This window comes from Agromyces sp. CCNWLW213, from assembly GCF_037199545.1.
GTDB lineage: Bacteria > Actinomycetota > Actinomycetes > Actinomycetales > Microbacteriaceae > Agromyces.
Genome location: NZ_JBBBDX010000003.1, coordinates 283294 through 300225, shown reverse-complemented (window position 1 = coordinate 300225; position 16932 = coordinate 283294). Strand labels below are relative to the sequence as shown.

18 protein-coding genes are annotated in these 16932 nt (G+C 72.7%); 3 read left to right on the top strand and 15 right to left on the bottom strand.

Annotated features, from left to right (window positions below; genetic code table 11):
- Positions 1-261: 261 nt before the first annotated feature.
- Positions 262-2580: a phosphoribosylformylglycinamidine synthase subunit PurL gene (gene purL, locus WBQ80_RS08775; protein WP_336572147.1), complete on the top strand. Its 2319-nt coding sequence runs from the start codon at positions 262-264 to the stop codon at positions 2578-2580.
- 63 nt (positions 2581-2643) lie between these two features.
- Here purL and erm read toward each other — a convergent pair whose 3' ends face one another.
- Complete coding sequence (gene erm, locus WBQ80_RS08770) at positions 2644-3456, bottom strand: 23S ribosomal RNA methyltransferase Erm (protein ID WP_336572107.1); 813 nt, start codon at positions 3454-3456, stop codon at positions 2644-2646.
- 208 nt (positions 3457-3664) lie between these two features.
- On the opposite strand from erm, the gene WBQ80_RS08765 reads away from it, so the two are divergent.
- Positions 3665-4642 carry an NUDIX domain-containing protein gene (locus WBQ80_RS08765; protein WP_336572108.1) on the top strand — a complete coding sequence of 326 codons (978 nt, stop codon included), beginning with the start codon at positions 3665-3667 and terminating at the stop codon, positions 4640-4642.
- A gap of 31 nt (positions 4643-4673) precedes the next feature.
- Here the strand turns inward: WBQ80_RS08765 and WBQ80_RS08760 are convergent, their stop codons facing one another.
- Complete coding sequence (locus WBQ80_RS08760; RefSeq protein WP_336572109.1) at positions 4674-5207, bottom strand: hypothetical protein; 534 nt, start codon at positions 5205-5207, stop codon at positions 4674-4676.
- Positions 5208-5313: 106 nt separating this feature from the next.
- Here WBQ80_RS08760 and WBQ80_RS08755 point away from each other — a divergent pair, with 106 nt between their 5' ends.
- Positions 5314-5709, top strand: coding sequence for an SHOCT domain-containing protein (locus tag WBQ80_RS08755; RefSeq protein WP_336572110.1), 396 nt, complete (start codon positions 5314-5316; stop codon positions 5707-5709).
- Positions 5710-5763: 54 nt separating this feature from the next.
- Here WBQ80_RS08755 and WBQ80_RS08750 read toward each other — a convergent pair whose 3' ends face one another.
- From WBQ80_RS08750 to WBQ80_RS08690, 13 genes are all read right to left on the bottom strand, one after another.
- A complete protein-coding gene (locus tag WBQ80_RS08750; RefSeq protein ID WP_336572111.1) occupies positions 5764-6183 on the bottom strand; it encodes a pilus assembly protein CpaE in 420 nt (139 codons plus the stop codon).
- Positions 6180-6392: a hypothetical protein gene (locus WBQ80_RS08745; protein ID WP_336572112.1), complete on the bottom strand. Its 213-nt coding sequence runs from the start codon at positions 6390-6392 to the stop codon at positions 6180-6182. Before WBQ80_RS08745 ends, WBQ80_RS08750 begins: the two co-directional genes overlap by 4 nt.
- Complete coding sequence (locus tag WBQ80_RS08740) at positions 6389-7357, bottom strand: SDR family NAD(P)-dependent oxidoreductase (protein ID WP_336572113.1); 969 nt, start codon at positions 7355-7357, stop codon at positions 6389-6391. Before WBQ80_RS08740 ends, WBQ80_RS08745 begins: the two co-directional genes overlap by 4 nt.
- A complete protein-coding gene (locus WBQ80_RS08735) occupies positions 7354-7647 on the bottom strand; it encodes a chorismate mutase (protein ID WP_336572148.1) in 294 nt (97 codons plus the stop codon). Before WBQ80_RS08735 ends, WBQ80_RS08740 begins: the two co-directional genes overlap by 4 nt.
- Positions 7648-7753: 106 nt before the next feature.
- A complete protein-coding gene (locus WBQ80_RS08730; RefSeq protein WP_336572114.1) occupies positions 7754-10048 on the bottom strand; it encodes a heavy metal translocating P-type ATPase in 2295 nt (764 codons plus the stop codon).
- On the bottom strand, positions 10045-11058 hold the full coding sequence (locus WBQ80_RS08725) for a heavy-metal-associated domain-containing protein (protein ID WP_336572115.1): 1014 nt from the start codon (positions 11056-11058) through the stop codon (positions 10045-10047). The genes WBQ80_RS08730 and WBQ80_RS08725 overlap by 4 nt, the downstream gene beginning before the upstream one ends.
- 5 nt (positions 11059-11063) lie before the next feature.
- Entirely contained in the window at positions 11064-11273 is a 210-nt protein-coding gene (locus tag WBQ80_RS08720) for a heavy-metal-associated domain-containing protein (RefSeq protein WP_336572116.1), read from the bottom strand.
- A 116-nt stretch (positions 11274-11389) separates the two neighbouring features.
- Positions 11390-12157 carry a hypothetical protein gene (locus WBQ80_RS08715; protein ID WP_336572117.1) on the bottom strand — a complete coding sequence of 256 codons (768 nt, stop codon included), beginning with the start codon at positions 12155-12157 and terminating at the stop codon, positions 11390-11392.
- Positions 12154-13059 (bottom strand): ABC transporter ATP-binding protein, encoded by a 906-nt coding sequence (locus WBQ80_RS08710; RefSeq protein ID WP_336572118.1) that lies wholly within the window; start codon positions 13057-13059, stop codon positions 12154-12156. The genes WBQ80_RS08715 and WBQ80_RS08710 overlap by 4 nt, the downstream gene beginning before the upstream one ends.
- Complete coding sequence (locus WBQ80_RS08705) at positions 13056-13415, bottom strand: GntR family transcriptional regulator (protein ID WP_336572119.1); 360 nt, start codon at positions 13413-13415, stop codon at positions 13056-13058. The genes WBQ80_RS08710 and WBQ80_RS08705 overlap by 4 nt, the downstream gene beginning before the upstream one ends.
- A 92-nt stretch (positions 13416-13507) precedes the next feature.
- The gene (locus tag WBQ80_RS08700; RefSeq protein ID WP_336572120.1) at positions 13508-14503 is read right to left on the bottom strand and encodes a DMT family transporter; all 996 of its coding nucleotides are present in this window, start codon (positions 14501-14503) and stop codon (positions 13508-13510) included.
- 278 nt (positions 14504-14781) lie between these two features.
- Positions 14782-16395, bottom strand: coding sequence for a solute symporter family protein (locus WBQ80_RS08695; RefSeq protein WP_336572121.1), 1614 nt, complete (start codon positions 16393-16395; stop codon positions 14782-14784).
- On the bottom strand, positions 16395-16772 hold the full coding sequence (locus tag WBQ80_RS08690; RefSeq protein WP_336572122.1) for a DUF485 domain-containing protein: 378 nt from the start codon (positions 16770-16772) through the stop codon (positions 16395-16397). Before WBQ80_RS08690 ends, WBQ80_RS08695 begins: the two co-directional genes overlap by 1 nt.
- Positions 16773-16932 lie beyond the last annotated feature (160 nt).

The following is a 16932-nucleotide window of genomic DNA, read 5'->3' as shown; positions in this document are numbered from 1 at the left end:
TGCGGTGAAGTACTGACGCGATCCGCACTCCACCGCAGAAGCGGCACTCCAGCGCGTGGCGGGCACGCGGGAGCGGGCGTGATCGGCGGAGACGGCCGGGCCGTGCTCACGTGAGCACGGCCGGTAGACTTGCCGGGTCCGGCATCCGCCCCGCGGCATCCGCTCGCCGCCACCTTCTGGAGCTCGCCACCCGTGACCACTGAGACCCCGCCCACCGCTGCCACCACGACCGCGGAGCCGGGCGACCCGGCCGCGGCCGAGATCATCGAGGCGCCGCGCACCCCGCAGCTCGACACCGTCGAGGTCGCCGCCGCGACCCCCGAGAAGGAGCAGCCGTACGCCGCCCTCGGCGTCAAGCCCGACGAGTACGAGCGCATCCGCAACATCCTCGGCCGACGCCCCACGAGCGCCGAGCTCGCCATGTACTCGGTCATGTGGAGCGAGCACGCGTCGTACAAGTCGAGCAAGGTGCACCTGCGCCAGTTCGGCAAGAAGGTCACGCCCGAGATGAAGCAGCACCTGATGGTGGGCATCGGCGAGAACGCGGGCGTGCTCGACATCGGCGAGGGATGGGCGGTGACGTTCAAGATCGAGTCGCACAACCACCCGAGCTTCATCGAGCCGTTCCAGGGCGCCGCGACCGGCGTCGGCGGCATCGTGCGGGACATCATCTCGATGGGCGCGCGCCCGGTCGCCGTCATGGATGCGCTGCGGTTCGGCGCGATCGACGACCCCGACACCGCGCGCGTCGTGCACGGCGTCGTGTCGGGCATCAGCTTCTACGGCAACTGCCTGGGCCTCCCGAACATCGGCGGCGAGACCTGGTTCGACCCGGTGTACCAGAAGAACCCGCTCGTGAACGCGCTCGCGGTGGGCGTGCTGCGCCATGAAGACCTGCACCTCGCGAACGCCAAGGGCGTCGGCAACAAGGTCGTGCTCTTCGGTGCGCGCACGGGCGGCGACGGCATCGGCGGCACGTCGATCCTCGCGTCCGACTCGTTCGCCGAGGGCGGCCCGACCAAGCGCCCCGCGGTGCAGGTCGGCGACCCCTTCGCCGAGAAGGTGCTGATCGAGTGCTGCCTCGAGCTGTTCGCGGGCGACCTCGTCGAGGGCATCCAAGACCTGGGCGCGGCGGGCATCTCGTGCGCGACGAGCGAACTCGCGGCGAACGGCGACGGCGGCATGTCGATCGTGCTCGACGACGTGCTGCTGCGCGACCCGACGCTCACCCCCGAGGAGATCCTCATGTCGGAGAGCCAGGAGCGCATGATGGCCATCGTGCGCCCCGAGAAGCTCGACGGGTTCATGGAGGTCGTGCGGAAGTGGGACGTCGAGACGAGCGTGCTCGGCGAGGTCACCGACACCGGGCGGCTCAGCATCACCTGGCGCGGCCAGGAGATCGTGAACGTCGACCCGCGCACCGTCGCCGTCGACGGCCCGGTCTACGAGCGGCCGATGCGCTACCCCTCGTACCTCGACGCGCTGCAGGCCGACACGGCCGCCGCGCTGCCGCGCCCGGCGGACGACGCGGGCGACGAGCTGCGCGCGCAGTTCCTGCAGCTCGTGGGTTCGGCGAACCAGGCGGATGCCGCGTGGATCACGAACCAGTACGACCACTACGTGCTCGGCAACACGGCGCTCGCCTCACCGGACGACGCGGGGATGATCCGAGTCGACGAGGAGTCGGGCCTCGGCGTCGCGGTCGCGACCGACGCGAACGGCCGGTACTGCCAGCTCGACCCGCGCCGTGGCGCGCAGCTCGCGCTCGCCGAGGCGTACCGCAACGTCGCCGTCACGGGCGCGACGCCCATGGGCATCTCCGACTGCCTCAACTTCGGCTCGCCCGAGAACCCCGAGGTCATGTGGCAGTTCGCGCAGGCCGTCGAGGGCCTCGCCGACGGATGCCTCGAACTGGGCATCCCCGTCACGGGCGGGAACGTCAGCTTCTACAACCAGACCGGCGACGTGCCGATCCACCCGACCCCGGTCGTCGCGGTGCTCGGCGTGATCGACGACGTCGCGCGCCGCATCCCGTCGGGCTGGCAGGACGACGGGCACAACATCTACCTGCTCGGCGAGACGTACGCCGAGCTGGACGGCTCCGCCTGGGCGGGCGTCGTGCACGACCACCTCGGCGGCATCCCGCCGGCGGTCGACCTCACGCGCGAGAAGCGGCTCGGCGACCTGCTCGCCGCGGCCGCACTCGAAGGCCTCGTCGACTCGGCGCACGACCTCAGCGACGGCGGCCTCGCGGTCGCACTCGCCGAGGCCGTGTCCCGCTTCGGCGTGGGCGCCCGGGTCTTCCTCGGCGAGGTCACCGAGGACGCCGGCATCGACCTCGCGACCGCCCTGTTCTCGGAGTCGGCCGCGCGCGTGATCGTGACCGTGCCGCGCGAGGACGACGTGCGCTTCCGCGGCCTGTGCGACGGCCGTGGCGTCCCGGTGCGCCGCATCGGCGTGACGGATGCCGCGTCGGGCTCGCTCGAGGTGCAGGACGCCTTCACCGTGTCGATCGACGAGCTCCGCGGCGTGAACCGGGCGCCGCTCGCCGACGCGTTCGGCCCGGTGGTCGGGTACTGACCCGGATCCGCGCAACCGCCGGCCGCGAGCCCTCCACGCGAGGGTCGCGGCCGGCGTCGTCGTTCACGCCCGACCGCGGGCGAGCCGCAACAACTCGATCCAGTCGTCGGTGGTGAGGCGGCTCGCCGGCGTGCCCGGGTCGATCCCGCGCGCGCGGAGCGCCCGTCGGGCGGCGCCCGCGTCGATCGGCCGCGAGGTGCGCCCGAGCACCTGCACGAGCCCGCGCCCGGACCCCTGGAACACGTCGCCGACCCACCGCTGGTAGTCGCGGCGCTCGGCCATCCGCACGAGCGGCTCGGGCCGACGGTCGATGCGGAACACGCCGCCGTCGACGGACGGCACGGGGCGGAACGCCCCGGCGGGGACGCGGCGGTCGAGCGTGAACCGGAACCACGGCGCGGACTGGACAGTGAGCATGCTCGCGCCGCCCACCCCGCACCGACGGCGGGCGACCTCCCACTGCGTGAGCAGGATGGCGCTGCGCCACCAGTCCGCGGCGAGGATCCTGCGCAGGATCGCCGTGGTCAGGTGGAACGGCACGTTGCCGACGAGCACGTACGGCTCGCGCGGCAGCGGCCAGCGCAGCACGTCGGCTTGCACGACGTCGGCGGCGGGGCCGAGTCGGCGTCGCAGCGCCGCCGCCCGCGCAGGGTCGAGCTCGATCGCCGCGAGCGGCCTGCCGAGGCGCGCGAGCTCTCGCGTGAGCGCGCCGCCGCCCGCCCCGAGCTCGACGATCGGGCCGTGGGTGCGCGCGGCGAGCGCGGTCATCCGGTCGATGACGTCGCGGTCGACGAGGAAGTTCTGCCCGAGCTCGTGCCGGCCGCCCTGCGGTGCGGACGGGCGCGGGGAGGAGTGGTGTGGTCGTGATGGTCGCATGGAGTGCTCCGCTGGCTGGGGATCGACAGCCGGGTACGGCGAACCGCACCGCGGCCCTGGGTGAGGGCCGAGGCGGAGCAGCGGTCAGATGGTCCGGTCGCTCCGCCTCAGGCGGGGCGGGGCCGGATGATCATCGCGAACGTCATGCATGACACGGTCGTCGAGGTTAGCAGACCCGCCCGCCGCCGGCACCCGGTAGGGTCGCGGCATGAGCCGGACGGACTTCGCGAGCCTGCTGGTGCACGCCGACCGGGCGACCGTGTTCGCCGCATTCACCAGCCCCGACGCGCTGGCGAGCTGGCTGCCGCCGGCGGGCATGCGCGGACGCTTCGAGCGGTTCGACCTGCGCGGCGGCGGCTCGTACCGGCTCGTGCTGACCTACGACGACACCGCGGGCGCGCCGGGCAAGACCGACGCCGATTCCGACGTCTCGGAGGTCCGGATCGCGCGGGTCGTTCCCGGAGAGCTCGTCGAGCAGCTCGTGGACTTCGAGTCCGACGATCCCGCCGTCCAGGGCACGATGCGGATGACGTGGCGCCTGCGCGATGCGGACGGCGGCACGCTCGTCGAGTTCGAGGCGCGCGACGTGCCGCGCGGCATCCGCGCCCGCGACCACGCCGAGGGGCTCACGTCCTCGCTCGCGAACCTCGCCGCGTACCTCGACCCCGGACCGGTCGACGGCGACGGCGACGGCGACGGACGCCAGACCTACCCGGCCGAGTACGCCGCCGCGCACGGCGCGTTCGCGCTCATCCCCGCCGCCTACGTGTTCCTCGTCGACGGCGACCGGGTGCTGCTGCAGATGCGCGAGGGCACCGGCTACTACGACGGCTGGTGGGCGGCCTCCGCCGCCGGGCACGTCGATCCGGGCGAGACGCTCGTGGCGGGCGCCGTCCGCGAGACCCGCGAGGAGATCGGCGTCGAGGTCGCCGAGTCCGACCTCGAGGCGATCACGGCGATGCACCGCACCGCCCCGACGGGGCTGCCGATCGACCAGCGGCTCGACGTGTTCTTCGTGACCCGCACCTGGCGCGGCATCCCGTCGCTGCAGGAGGCCGACAAGGCGAGCGCGCTCGAGTGGTTCCCGCTCGACGCGCTGCCCGAGCGGATGGTGCACCACGAGCGGTTCGCGCTCGAGGGCTGGCGCGACGGCGGGCTGCCCGCGGTCACGGCGTTCGGCTTCTGATGGAGATCGTGGTCGGCATCCCGGCGGCGGGTCACGAGGCGCCCTGCGGCGGGTGGATCAGCAGGTCGACGCGGTCGCGGAGGTACGCCTCGAGCGCGATGAGCGCGTCGGGCCGGCTCGGACTCCACCGCACGAGCACCTCGTCCCCTCGCCGTACGAGGGGGCCGGACGCGGCGGCGAGCGACTCGACGCCGAGCTCGAGCGGAATCGCGTCGAACACGACCGTGGCCCCCTCGGGGATGCCGCCCTTCACCGCGGCCGCGCGATAGGCGCGGTGCTCGGCGACGGACTCCGCGATGACGCTCCGTCGCGCCGGACGCTCGGCCCGCACGACCCGGCCGGTCGCGTACAGTCGCCCCTCGGCGTCGAGCAGCAGCACGCCGAGCCGCCACACCGGCCCGATCGCCCTCATCCGCGGCGCCCGCGGCAGCCCGAGCACGCGGCGCCCCGGCTCGTACTCGGCGAGCGTCTCGGTGCGGGCGGATGCCTCGGCGAGCGCGCGAACGGCCGTGTCGACCGCGTCGCGCGCGCGCGCCACGGCCGCTGCGGCATCCGTCGCCCCCATGCCCAGAGCCTAGCGACGTGCCTTTGGTCCCATCGCCCCCGGACATGCCGCCGATACGGTCGAGGCCACGCGGGCTCGACCCGCACCGCGAATGAGAGGGAACGCCGTGAACAGCATCTGGGACTTCTTCGTCTGGCTCTTCTGGTTCTACGTGATCGTCTCGTGCATCTGGATCTTCATCACGGTGTTCGTCGACATCTTCCGCGACCCGACCCTGAACGGCTGGACGAAGGCGCTGTGGGTGCTCTTCCTCGTGTTCCTCCCGTTCCTGGCGGCGTTCGTCTACCTGATCGCCCGGGGCAAGGGCATGACGCAGCGCAACATGGAGCGCGCACAGTCGATGAACGCGCAGCAGGCCGAGTACATCCGTTCGGTGGCGGGGTCGGGATCGGGTGCGTCGGCGGCGTCGGAGATCGAGTCGGCCAAGCGCCTGCTCGACAGCGGCGCGATCACGGCCGCCGAGTACGAGACCCTCAAGGCCAAGGCCCTGCAGTCCGCCTGATCGGCCGATCGCCCGCGGCGCCGTGACGACCGGGCGCCGCGCGCGATCGCGCGCTCAGCGCGTGCGCTCGATCAAGGCGAGGAGCGCGAGCCCGTACGCCTCGGCGGGGTCCGGATGCTCGAACCGCCGTGCCTCGCCGGCGAGCTCGATCTCGACCTCGAACGCGTCGGGCAGGCGACGGAGCCCGCGGAACGTCGCGCGGAGCAGCTCGCGCAGCTGATCCTCGCGCGGCAGCCAGACCGCGTCGGCGAGCGCGACCGAGTCGAGCGCCCACTCGGTCGTGCCGTTGAAGCCGAGGATCGTGCCCGTCGGGTACCGGTGCGTCTCGATCGTCATGTCGGACACGGTGAAGGTGTCGGCTTCGACGTCGGCCTCGACGTGGCTCGGCAGGTCGAGCTGGAACCGGTCGCCCGACTCGGGATGCCACGCGAGGCCCGCATCGCGCAGCCTGAGGGCGAGTTCGCGGCTGATCATCGCGGCGGCTCCGTCCGCCCGCGGCGGATCCGGGCCGGACCCGCCGCGGCGCCGAAGCCGATCAGCAGGATGCCGGCGAAGACGAGCCCCCACCGGGTCGTCGCGAACGCCAGGAGCACGAGGGCGATGCCCGCCACGACGAGCACGCGTGCGACGCGCTGCCGGGTCCGCGGGGTCGACCACCAGCGACCCAGCGCGCCGCGGATCATCGCCCCACCGCCTCGACGTCGAGCCGTACGCCCACCGCCGCCTCGGCGAAGTCCCAGACCTTCGCCCCGAGGCGCGGGTCGCGCGAGGTGCGCGTCGGCGTGCCGAGGGACGGCGGTCCCTTCACGTCGAAGCGGGGCCCCCAGAACTGGCCGCCCTCGACGTCGTCCGCGGCGGCCGCGTGCACGATCACGTCGGCACCGCGGTGCTTGCCCTGTGCGATCGGGGCCTGGAGCGCGTCCGCGAACCGGTCGATCCGGGTGGGCTCGTTCACGCCGGGCACGCGGGGCGTGCGGCCGGAGATCGAGTAGCCGGGATGGGCGACCACGCTGTGCACGCGCGGCGTCACCGATGCGGCGCCGACGGCCTCCGCAGCATCCGTCGCCGCCCGCCGGAGCCGCCGGTCGAACTCGAACGCGAGCGAGGCCGAGGCGATCTTCGACTGGGCGTAGGCGCGCCACGCATCGTACGACCGTCGCAGCTGCAGGTCGTCGGCGCGGAAGGTCGACAGGCGCGTCGCGAGCGAGCCGATGGTGATCACGCGGGCGTCCCGCGCGAGGTGCGGCACGATGCCCGCGAGCAGTGCGAAGTGTCCGAGCACGTTCGTCGCGAGCACCAGCTCATGGCCGTCGACGCTCTCGAGCCGGGTCGAGGGCGTGTGCACCATGCCCGCGTTCAGCACGACCGTGTCGAGCGGGGCGCGGTCGAGGAGCCGGTCGACGCCCGCGCGCACCGACTCGAGCGACGCGACGTCGATGACGAGCGTGTCCACGGATGCCGCGGACACGCGTCCGCGGATGGCGGCGACGGCGGCGCCGAGACGCTCCCGGCTGCGGCCTGCGAGGATGACGTGCGCGCCCGCCTTCGCCAGCCGCGCGGAGGTGAAGAACCCGAGTCCCGCGTTGGCGCCCGTGACGAGCACGGCGCGGCCCGCCTGCGACGGCACGGGAGTCGGGTACCAGGTCACAGCTCGTCCGACCCGCCGTTGCCGGCGAGCTCCTCGTGGTGCTGGATCACCTCGGCGACCACGAAGTTGAACCACTTCTCCGCGAACGCCGGGTCGAGGTGGGCGTCCTCGGCGAGGGCCCGCAGCCGCGCGATCTGGCGCTTCTCGCGGTCGGGATCGCTCGGCGGCAGCCCGTGGCGCGCCTTCAGCCGCCCCACCTGCTGGGTGAACTTGAACCGCTCGGCGAGCAGGTGGATGAGGGCCGCGTCGATGTTGTCGATGCTCGAGCGGATGCCGAGCAGCTCGCTCATCGCCGCATCGCGTTCGTCGATCCCGCCGCCGACCCCCGGCACGACGGGGGCGGGGTCGGCGGCGCGATCGGAGGTCTCGGCGGTCATGCTTCGACCCTACGGCGTGTCAGGCCCGGGCGCTCCCGACGGCCGAGCGGAATGCCCGGAGCCGGAGGCTGTTGCCCACGACGAAGACGCTCGAGAACGCCATCGCCGCTCCGGCGAGCATGGGGTTCAGCAGTCCCAGGGCCGCGAGCGGGATCGCCGCGACGTTGTACGCGAACGCCCAGAACAGGTTGCCCCTGATGACGCGCAGCGTGCGTCGCGACAGGCGGATCGCGTCGACCGCGGCGAGCAGGTCGCCGCGCACGAGCGTCAGGTCGGCCGCCTCGATGGCGACGTCGCTGCCCGTGCCCATGGCGATGCCGAGGTCGGCCTGCGCGAGGGCCGCGGCGTCGTTCACGCCGTCCCCGACCATCGCGACGGTGCGCCCCTCGCCCTGCAGGCCGGCGACCACGGCGACCTTGTCGGCCGGCAGCACCTCGGCGACGACCCGCTCGATGCCGACCTCTGCGGCGACGCGACGCGCGACCGCGTCGTTGTCGCCGGTGAGCAGGATCGGCTCGAGGCCGAGGCCGCGCAGTCGCGCGACCGCGTCGGCGCTCGTGGGCTTGACCGCGTCGGCGACGGTGAGCGCGCCCCGCACGACGCCGTCCCAGGCGACGACGACCACGGTGCGGCCGTCGGCCTCGGCGGCGGCGACGGTTGCCGCGACGCCGGCGTCGGGCTCGATCGACCACTCGGCGAGCATCGCCGGGCGGCCGACGAGCACGAGGCTCCCGTCGACGACGCCGTGGACGCCGAGCCCGGGCCGGTTCTCGAACGACTCCGGCGTCGGCAGGACACCCACCCGCGCGGCGGCGCCGTCGGCGACGGCCCGCGCGATCGGGTGCTCCGAGGCGTGCTCGAGCGCTCCGGCGAGGCGGAGCAGCTCGGACTCGTCGACGCCGGCGGCCGGGTGGACCCCGGCGAGCGCCATCCGCCCGCTGGTGACCGTGCCGGTCTTGTCGAGCACGATCGTGTCGACGCGCCGGGTGGACTCGAGCGCCTCGGGCCCCTTGATCAGCACGCCGAGCTGGGCGCCGCGACCGGTGCCGACGAGCAGCGCCGTGGGCGTCGCGAGGCCGAGCGCACAGGGGCACGCGATGATGAGCACCGCGACCGCCGCGGTGAACGCTGCCGCGGCGGGGAAGCCGCCCCCGAGCCATGCGCCGAGCGTGCCCACGGCGACGAGGATCACGATCGGCACGAACACGCCCGCGACGCGGTCGGCGAGGCGCTGCACCTCGGCCTTGCCGGTCTGGGCGTCCTCGACGAGCCGCGCCATCCGGGCGAGCTGGGTGTCGGCGCCGACCCGGGTGGCGCGCACGACGAGCCGGCCGCCCGCGTTGACCGTCGCGCCGACGACGACGTCGCCGCCCTCGACCTCGACGGGCACGGACTCGCCCGTGACGAGCGAGGCGTCGACCGCGCTGCGACCCTCGACGACCACGCCGTCGGTCGCGATCTTCTCTCCGGGGCGGACGACGAACTCGTCGCCCACCGCGAGCTGCTCGACCGGGATGCGCGTCTCGACGCCGTCGCGGCGCACCGCGACCTCCTTCGCGCCGAGCTCGAGCAGGGCGCGCAGCGCCGCACCCGCGGCGCGCTTCGAGCGCTTCTCGAGGTACCGGCCGAGGAGCACGAACATCGTCACCCCCGCGGCGACCTCGAGGTAGAGGTTCGACGCGCCGTCGCTCGGGGCGACCGTCAGCTCGAAGGGGTGCACCATCCCGGCTTCGCCCGCCGTGCCGAGGAACAGCGCGTACAGCGACCAGAGGAATGCGGACATCACGCCGAGCGAGACGAGCGTGTCCATGGTTGCCGCGCCGTGCCGCAGGTTGACGAGCGCCGCGCGGTGGAACGGCCACGCGGCCCACGTGACGACCGGCGCCGCGAGGGCGAGCGCCGCCCACTGCCAGTAGGTGAACTGCAGCGCGGGGATCATCGACACGAGGATCACCGGGACGGAGAGGACGACCGACACGAGGAGGCGCGTGCCCAGGGAGCGGAGCTCGGCGTCGGCGCGGGTCTCGCCCGTGGCGGAGCCCCGGCGTCCGTCGCCGGTCGCCGGGGCCGGCGGTGCGGGCGGGGCCGCCCGGTAGCCGGCCGCCTCGACCGCGGCGATGAGCTCGGCCTCGAGGACGCCCTCGGGCGCCATAACGCGCGCCTTCTCGGTCGCGTAGTTGACCGTCGCGTCCACGCCCTCGAGCTTGTTCAGCTTCTTCTCGACGCGCACCGCGCAGGATGCGCAGGTCATGCCGCCGATCTCGAGCTCGACGACCCTCGCTCCGGTGCCCGAGGAGGCGGTCTCGGTCGTCATCGGCGATCGCTTCCGTGGGAGTCGCCCTGGTCGCCGTGGGAACCGCCCCGGTCGCCATGCGAGCCGCCGTCCCGGTCGGCGCGGTCGCCCGCGGCCTCCGTCGACCCGGCCGACGCGCTCAGCACGAAGGGCACCGACCTCACGGTCCCGTCGAGCTTCAGGTCGAGGTAGAGCAGGTAGCGACCCGCCGTGGGGGCGGTCGCCATGAAGGAGATCTCGGGACCGGGCTCGGTGTCGCCGTCGCCGGGCTCGCCCATGGGGTGCACGTGCAGGTACGCGAGGTCGCCCTGGCGCAGCGCGACGAGGTGCCCGTACGCGCCGAGGTACGGCTCGAGCGTCGTCACGGGCTCGTCGTCGCGGGTCACCGTGAAGACGAGCTCGCCCTCGGCGCCGGCGACGAGTTCGCCCTCGACCTCGACGGTGAGTCCGTCGACCGTCGCGACCGCCCGATCGGCGGTGCGCGGCTCCGGCGCGAACTCGCCGGCGACCTCGACCGTGCTCGTGAGCGTGACGGTCTCGCCGTACCCGGCCGGCACGAAGTCGGCGAAGACCCGGTAGGTCCCGGCCGCATCGAAGGCGAACGGGATGCTCCACCCGCCACGGCCGTCGGTCGTCGGGTGCACGTGCCGGAAGTGCGCGCCGTCGGTGCGCACCACGATGAGGTGCAGGTCCTTCTCGTGGGAGGTCTCGTACTCGGTGACCGGGTCGCCCCCGGCATCCACCAGGCTGAAGGCGATCTCGCCCGGCTCACCGGCGGCGGCCGGCGCGGACAGGTCGATGAGGCTGTAGCCGGCGTGCGAGACCGAGAGGCCGCGCACGTCGTCGGCCGATGCCGCGACGGCGGGTCCGCCGCCGTGGCCGGGTTCGGTGCTGTCCATCTGGGCGTCCTCCTCGGAGGTCCATGCGGCCGAGGCGTCGGCCGGGATGACGAGCGGGGCCGCGACGAGCGCGACGGTGAAGACCGCCGCCGCGCCCGCCGCGAAGAGCCCCAGCCGGGCTGCCGCGTGCATCGTCGTCAGACGCGCACGGCGGAGTAGCCGGCCTCCTCGACCGCGGCGATCACGCCGGCGTCGTCGAGGTCGGCCGGTGCGGTGATCGACAGCGTGCCGGAGGCGGCGGACACCTGGATGCCCGTGACGCCCGGCAGCTGCTCGACCTCCTCGCGCACCGACAGCTCGCAGTGGCCGCAGGTCATGCCGGTCACCTGGTAGTCGCGCTGCGTCATCTCGTTCTCCTCGTGGTCGGATCGGGTTCGATGATACCCGCATGGGGTATGCGATGGCTCAACCATATACCCCCCTAGGGTATTCCGCAACAGGCTGCGTGGGGCGCCGCGGTCCCCTACCGCGGCGTCGCGCGCCGGATCACGAGGAACCCGGCGACGGCCCAGGCCAGCGCCTTCACCAGCAGCAGGGTGAACACGCCGACCAGTCCGATCGAGGCGAGCCACCGCCCCAGCTCGTCCCACGACTCGCTGAAGGTGAACGCCGCGATGATCGCGAGGATGACGACGACGCCGCCGGCGGCGAGCGTGAGCATCCCCCTCATCCGCCACCGCATGAAGACCGTCGTGACCCCCGCCCCGATGAAGAGCACGAGCAACTGGAGGGCGAAGGTCGTGTAGAACGCGATGGCCCAGTCGGCGCCGACGTACCAGAGCGCCTCGAACATCCCCGCCCCGATTCCCCACCCGCCGGTCGCGCGTTCGACCACCAGGAGGGTCGCGATGACGACGGCGTAGAGCAGCGAGGCGAGCGCGAACATGACCCCCGTGCCGATCCAGTAGTCGCGCCGGGTCGCGCCGAACCCGAGGGCGAACGGGAACGTGTACGACACCGCCTGCACGCCGACCACGATGAGGTACCACTGCGGCGACAGCACGGCCCAGCTGTACTCGAAGCCCGTACTCTCCATGGGGACGCCCGCGCCGAGCAGGATGAGCGCGATGACCATCGTGATCACCCAGGCACCGCCGAGCACGAGCGCGGGGACCAGGAAGAAGATCGACGGGTTCACGGTGTGCAGGCGCACGATGCGCCAGATCTCGTTCGGCCGCACGCGCGAGGACGGCTCGGCGACGGCGGTAGGCGCGGTGACGGTGGCGGTCATGCCGCGACCTCCTTCTCGGGCGTGCCGGCGGTCTCGGCGCCGGTCAGGTGGATGATGAGCTGCTGCAGCGACACCGGCGCGAGCTCGAGCCCCAGCTCGGCCGCGCGGATGCGCTCGTCGCGATCGAGGCGGCCGTCGACCGTGACGGATGCCAGCCCGCCGATGTCGTCGCGCCCGATGACCGGGCGCTCGGCGACGAACCGCTCGACGACGGCCCGCGGCCCCGCCACCGACGTCGCCGATCCGCGCACGTCCTCGGCGTCCCGATCGAGCAGGATCCGGCCCTGGTCGATGAGGATCACGTGCTCGAGCAGGTTCGCGACCTCGTCGATCAGGTGCGTCGAGAGCAGGATCGTGCGGGGGTGCTCGGCGTAGTCCTCCAGGAGCCGGTCGTAGAAGAGGTGCCGCGCGACCGCGTCGAGGCCGAGGTAGGGCTCGTCGAAGAAGGTCAGCGGCGCGCGGCTCGCCAGGCCGACGATGACGCCGACCGCCGAGAGCTGGCCCCGGGAGAGCTTCTTGATGCGCCGCTTGACCGGGAGGCGGAAGTCGGCGACGAGCCGCTCGGCGAACGCGGCGTCCCACCGCTCGAAGAACCAGGGTGCCGCCGCGAACACGTGCGCCGGCGTGAAGTCCTCGGGGTAGCGCTGCGACTCCGCGATGAAGCACAGCCGCCGCAGGACGTCGGCGTGCTCGGCGGGGGGCCGGCCGAACACCTCGAGCGTGCCGCCGTCCGGGAAGATCTGGCCCGTGAGCAGCTGCATGACGGTGGTCTTGCCGGCGCCGTTGCGACCGAGCAGGCCGTAGATGCGCCCCTCCTCGAGGTCGAAGTCGATGCCGTCGATCGCGGTGAACGCGCCGTACCGCTTGGTGAGCCCGCGCGTGCTGGCGACGATGCTGGTCATGACAGGATCCTTTCCTCGCGGAGCATGCCCGCGAGCTCGTCGACGCCGATGCCGAGCTTGGCGGCCTCGACGATGAGCGGTCGGAGGTAGTCGGCGGCGAACTCGGCGCGGCGCCGCGCGACGAGCCGTTCGCGCGCGCCGGGGACGACGAACATTCCGACCCCGCGGCGCTTCGCCACCACGCCCTGCTCGACCAGCCGGTTGACCCCCTTCAGGGCGGTCGCGGGGTTGATGCGGTGGAACGCCGCGAGTTCGTTGGTCGACGGGATGGCGGCATCCTCGGCGACCGTGCCGTCGATGATGTCGTTCTCGATCTGCTCTGCGATCTGCAGGAAGATCGGCCGGGATTCGTCCATCCGTCCCCGATTCGGTTCGATGGTTAGTTACTCAAGTAGTTAACCAACCACGCACCTGCGCGCATGTCAAGCGCTCGAACCCGCGGCTCGCGTCAGGACCGTGCGAGGTCGCGACGCGGCATCCGGATACGCCCCTGCGCCAGCAGGATGCCGGCCATCACCACGAGCGCGCCGACGGGCTCGTTCCACGTGAGCGGCTCGCCGAGGACGAGCACGCCCAGCACCACCCCGACCACGGGCGTGACGTACGTGACCGTGGACGCGTTCGTCGGGCCCCAGTCGCGGATCACGCCGATGTTCCACACGTACGCCAGGCCCGTGCCCGCGATGCCCAGCACCGCCAGGCACAGCACGACCGCGACGTCCAGGCGGACGGGACCGATCGCCAGCACGGGGGTCAGCAGCAGCATGACCGCGCCGCCCATGCCGACCTGGAGGAAGGCGAAGGTGGTCGCGGCGATGGGGCGGCCGCTCAGGAACCGGCGCGTGTACCCGAACATGACGCCGTAGCAGGCGGTCGCCCCGAGGATGGCGAGCTGGCCCGCGAGGCTGCCCGCGAGCTCGCTCCGCCACGGGGCGATGATGACCACGACGCCCGCGATGCCGACGAGCACGCCGAGCCAGCGGGACGCGTCGAGCTTCTCGACCCGGAACGCGAGCGTCGCGATGACGGCGGTCATGATGGGCGTCGTCGCGTTGAGGATCGAGGCGAGGCTCGACGTCACCGACTGCTGCGCCCACGCGAAGAGCAGGAACGGGATGACGCACCCGATCACGCCGATCACGAGGAAGTGCGCCCACACCGCGGGCTCGCGAGGGAGCACCGTCCCGCCTGCTGCGCGGGGCCGGGCGACGAGCACGACGATGCCGAGGGTCAGGGCGCCGAGCACCGTGCGGGCCCACGCGACCTGCGTGAACGAGAGCCCGGTCAGGGCCACCGCGATGAACAGGAAGCTCGCGCCCCACACGAGCCCGGCGCCGAGGAACTGCGCCCACGTGCGCAGGCCGCCCGCGGGCCGGACGGCGGGGTCGCGGGTGATCGAGGCGGTCTTCCGCGGGGTGGTCGTCGATCCGGTGCGGGTGCTCACCGGCCCACGGTACGTCCGCCCGCGCACCCGCACGAGTGCTGCCGGACGCGATGTCCGGAACCCGCCGAACGTTGGCAGGCGCGTGCCGCGGCCGGGAACAGCCCCGCAGGGCCGGCCAGGGATGGCGGGGGCGGGCAGCGCAACGGGGGCGGATGCCGGACCCTGAGGTCCGCGGCATCCGCCCCCGTCATGACGGCGACGAGGCCAGGGCAGGCGTTCCCACCCCGTCGCAGTCGTTCCCGCCGGCCGCCCGCCCGAGGGCGGGCGACCGGCGGAGCCTAGTGACTCACCGCCTTCTCGGCGCCGACGCCGGTGAGCGAGCGCACCTCCATCTCGGACTGCTTGAGGGCGTCCTCGCGGCGGTTGTCGACGACGCTCACGATCCAGCCGAGGAGGAACGCGAGCGGGATGGAGATGATGCCCGGGTTCGACAGCGGGAAGATCGCGAAGTCGATCGCCTCGGTCTTCAGCATCGACGTCTCGGAGCCCGACACCACGGGCGAGAGCGCGATGAGCACGATCGCCGAGGCGAGCCCGCCGTACATGCTCCACAGGGCGCCGCGCGTCGTGAACCGCTTCCAGAAGAGCGAGTACACGATCGTCGGGAGGTTGGCCGACGCGGCCACCGCGAACGCGAGCGCCACGAGGAACGCGATGTTCTGGCCGTTCGCGCCGATGCCGCCGATGATCGCGACGATGCCGATGATCACCACGGTCCGTCGGGCGACCTTGACCTCGGCGCCCGGCTCGGGCTTGCCCTTCTTCACGACGGACGCGTAGATGTCGTGCGCGAACGAGGCCGCCGCGGTGATCGTGAGTCCGGCGACGACCGCGAGGATCGTCGCGAACGCGACCGCCGAGATGAGGCCGAGCAGCAGCGGGCCGCCGAGCGAGAACGCGAGCAGCGGGGCCGCCGAGTTCGGGCCGCCGGGCGCCGCCGCGATGACCTCGGGGCCCACGAGGGCCGCCGCGCCGTAGCCGAGCACGAGCGTGAAGACGTAGAAGATGCCGATGAGCCAGATCGCCCAGACGACCGACTTGCGGGCCTCCTTCGCGGTGGGCACCGTGTAGAAGCGCATGAGCACGTGCGGCAGCGCCGCGGTGCCGAGCACGAGCGCGAGCCCCAGCGAGACGAAGTCGATCTTCGCGATCTCCGAGACGCCGTACTTCAGGCCCGGGTCGAGGATCGCCGGGTTCTGGGTGACCTCGACCGCCCGGTCGAGCAGCGACGAGAAGTTGAAGCCGTACATCGCGAGGACCCACACGGTCATGAGCCCGGCGCCGGCGATCAGCATGACCGCCTTGATGATCTGCACCCAGGTGGTGCCCTTCATGCCGCCCACGAGCACGTACAGGATCATCAGGCCGCCGACGACGGTGATGACGAGGGCCTGGCCGACCTGGTCGCCGATGCCGAGCAGCAGCGACACGAGGCCGCCTGCACCCGCCATCTGCGCGAGCAGGTAGAAGAAGCACACGACGAGCGTCGTGGTCGCCGCGGCGATGCGCACCGGGCGCTGCTTCAGGCGGAACGACAGCACGTCGGCCATCGTGAACTTGCCCGTGTTGCGGAGCAGCTCGGCGACGAGCAGCAGCGCGACCAGCCACGCCACCAGGAAGCCGATCGAGTAGAGGAACCCGTCGTAGCCGGTCATCGCGATCGCGCCCACGATGCCGAGGAACGACGCGGCCGAGAGGTAGTCGCCCGCGATGGCCGACCCGTTCTGGCCGCCCGTGAACGAGCGTCCGGCCGCGTAGTAGTCGGCCGCGGTCTTGTTGTTCCGGCTCGCGCGGAACACGATCACCATCGTGACGGCGACGAACGCGCCGAAGATGGCGATGTTGAGCCAGGGCTCGCCGGGTGAGGCGGATGCCGCTTCGAACCGGAGCATCAGCGCACCGTCCCTTCGTCGGCGCGATCGAGGAACACGCCCGTCTCGATCTCCTCGCGGATCCGCTCGGCCTTCGGGTCGAGGTGCTTGTTGGCGAAGTGGACGTACCACATGGTCACGGCGAACGTCGTGACGACCTGCGCGAGGCCGAGGAGCATGGCCACGTTGATGCTGCCGAACACGCGCGTCGACATGAAGTCGACCGCGTACACGGCGAGGAGCACGTAGGCCAGGTACCAGGCCAGGCACGCTCCGAGCACGGGGAAGACGAAGCTCCGGTGCGTCTTCCTCAGCTCCTGGAATTCCGGCGATTGCTGCACTGCGGGATAGTCGACGTGGCTCAGGTCGACGTCCTCGCTCAGGGCCTCGTTGCCCATGGCGTCTCTCCTTCGAGGGGGTGCGGCGGGCGGATCGCCCGCGTCGCTTCGGTCGCGATCAGGCCATGCTGGCGAAGCGGATGCCGCGCCGGGGCCGCCGACCGTTCGTCGTCGCCGAACGGCGCCCACGGTGCGACGAACGGCGGAGCACGACGACGAA

Coding starts and splice junctions, on each gene's coding strand:
- WBQ80_RS08750 (WP_336572111.1), bottom strand. CDS start 6,183: ATGATCAGCCGCGAACTCGCCCTCAGGCTGCGCGATGCGGGCCTCGCG.
- WBQ80_RS08725 (WP_336572115.1), bottom strand. CDS start 11,058: ATGCACGCGGCAGCCCGGCTGGGGCTCTTCGCGGCGGGCGCGGCGGCG.
- WBQ80_RS08720 (WP_336572116.1), bottom strand. CDS start 11,273: ATGACGCAGCGCGACTACCAGGTGACCGGCATGACCTGCGGCCACTGC.
- WBQ80_RS08690 (WP_336572122.1), bottom strand. CDS start 16,772: ATGGGCAACGAGGCCCTGAGCGAGGACGTCGACCTGAGCCACGTCGAC.
- WBQ80_RS08760 (WP_336572109.1), bottom strand. CDS start 5,207: ATGGGGGCGACGGATGCCGCAGCGGCCGTGGCGCGCGCGCGCGACGCG.
- WBQ80_RS08715 (WP_336572117.1), bottom strand. CDS start 12,157: ATGACCGCCACCGTCACCGCGCCTACCGCCGTCGCCGAGCCGTCCTCG.
- WBQ80_RS08710 (WP_336572118.1), bottom strand. CDS start 13,059: ATGACCAGCATCGTCGCCAGCACGCGCGGGCTCACCAAGCGGTACGGC.
- erm (WP_336572107.1), bottom strand. CDS start 3,456: ATGCGACCATCACGACCACACCACTCCTCCCCGCGCCCGTCCGCACCG.
- WBQ80_RS08695 (WP_336572121.1), bottom strand. CDS start 16,395: ATGCTCCGGTTCGAAGCGGCATCCGCCTCACCCGGCGAGCCCTGGCTC.
- WBQ80_RS08730 (WP_336572114.1), bottom strand. CDS start 10,048: ATGACGACCGAGACCGCCTCCTCGGGCACCGGAGCGAGGGTCGTCGAG.
- WBQ80_RS08735 (WP_336572148.1), bottom strand. CDS start 7,647: ATGAGCGAGCTGCTCGGCATCCGCTCGAGCATCGACAACATCGACGCG.
- WBQ80_RS08745 (WP_336572112.1), bottom strand. CDS start 6,392: ATGATCCGCGGCGCGCTGGGTCGCTGGTGGTCGACCCCGCGGACCCGG.
- WBQ80_RS08765 (WP_336572108.1), top strand. CDS start 3,665: ATGAGCCGGACGGACTTCGCGAGCCTGCTGGTGCACGCCGACCGGGCG.
- WBQ80_RS08705 (WP_336572119.1), bottom strand. CDS start 13,415: ATGGACGAATCCCGGCCGATCTTCCTGCAGATCGCAGAGCAGATCGAG.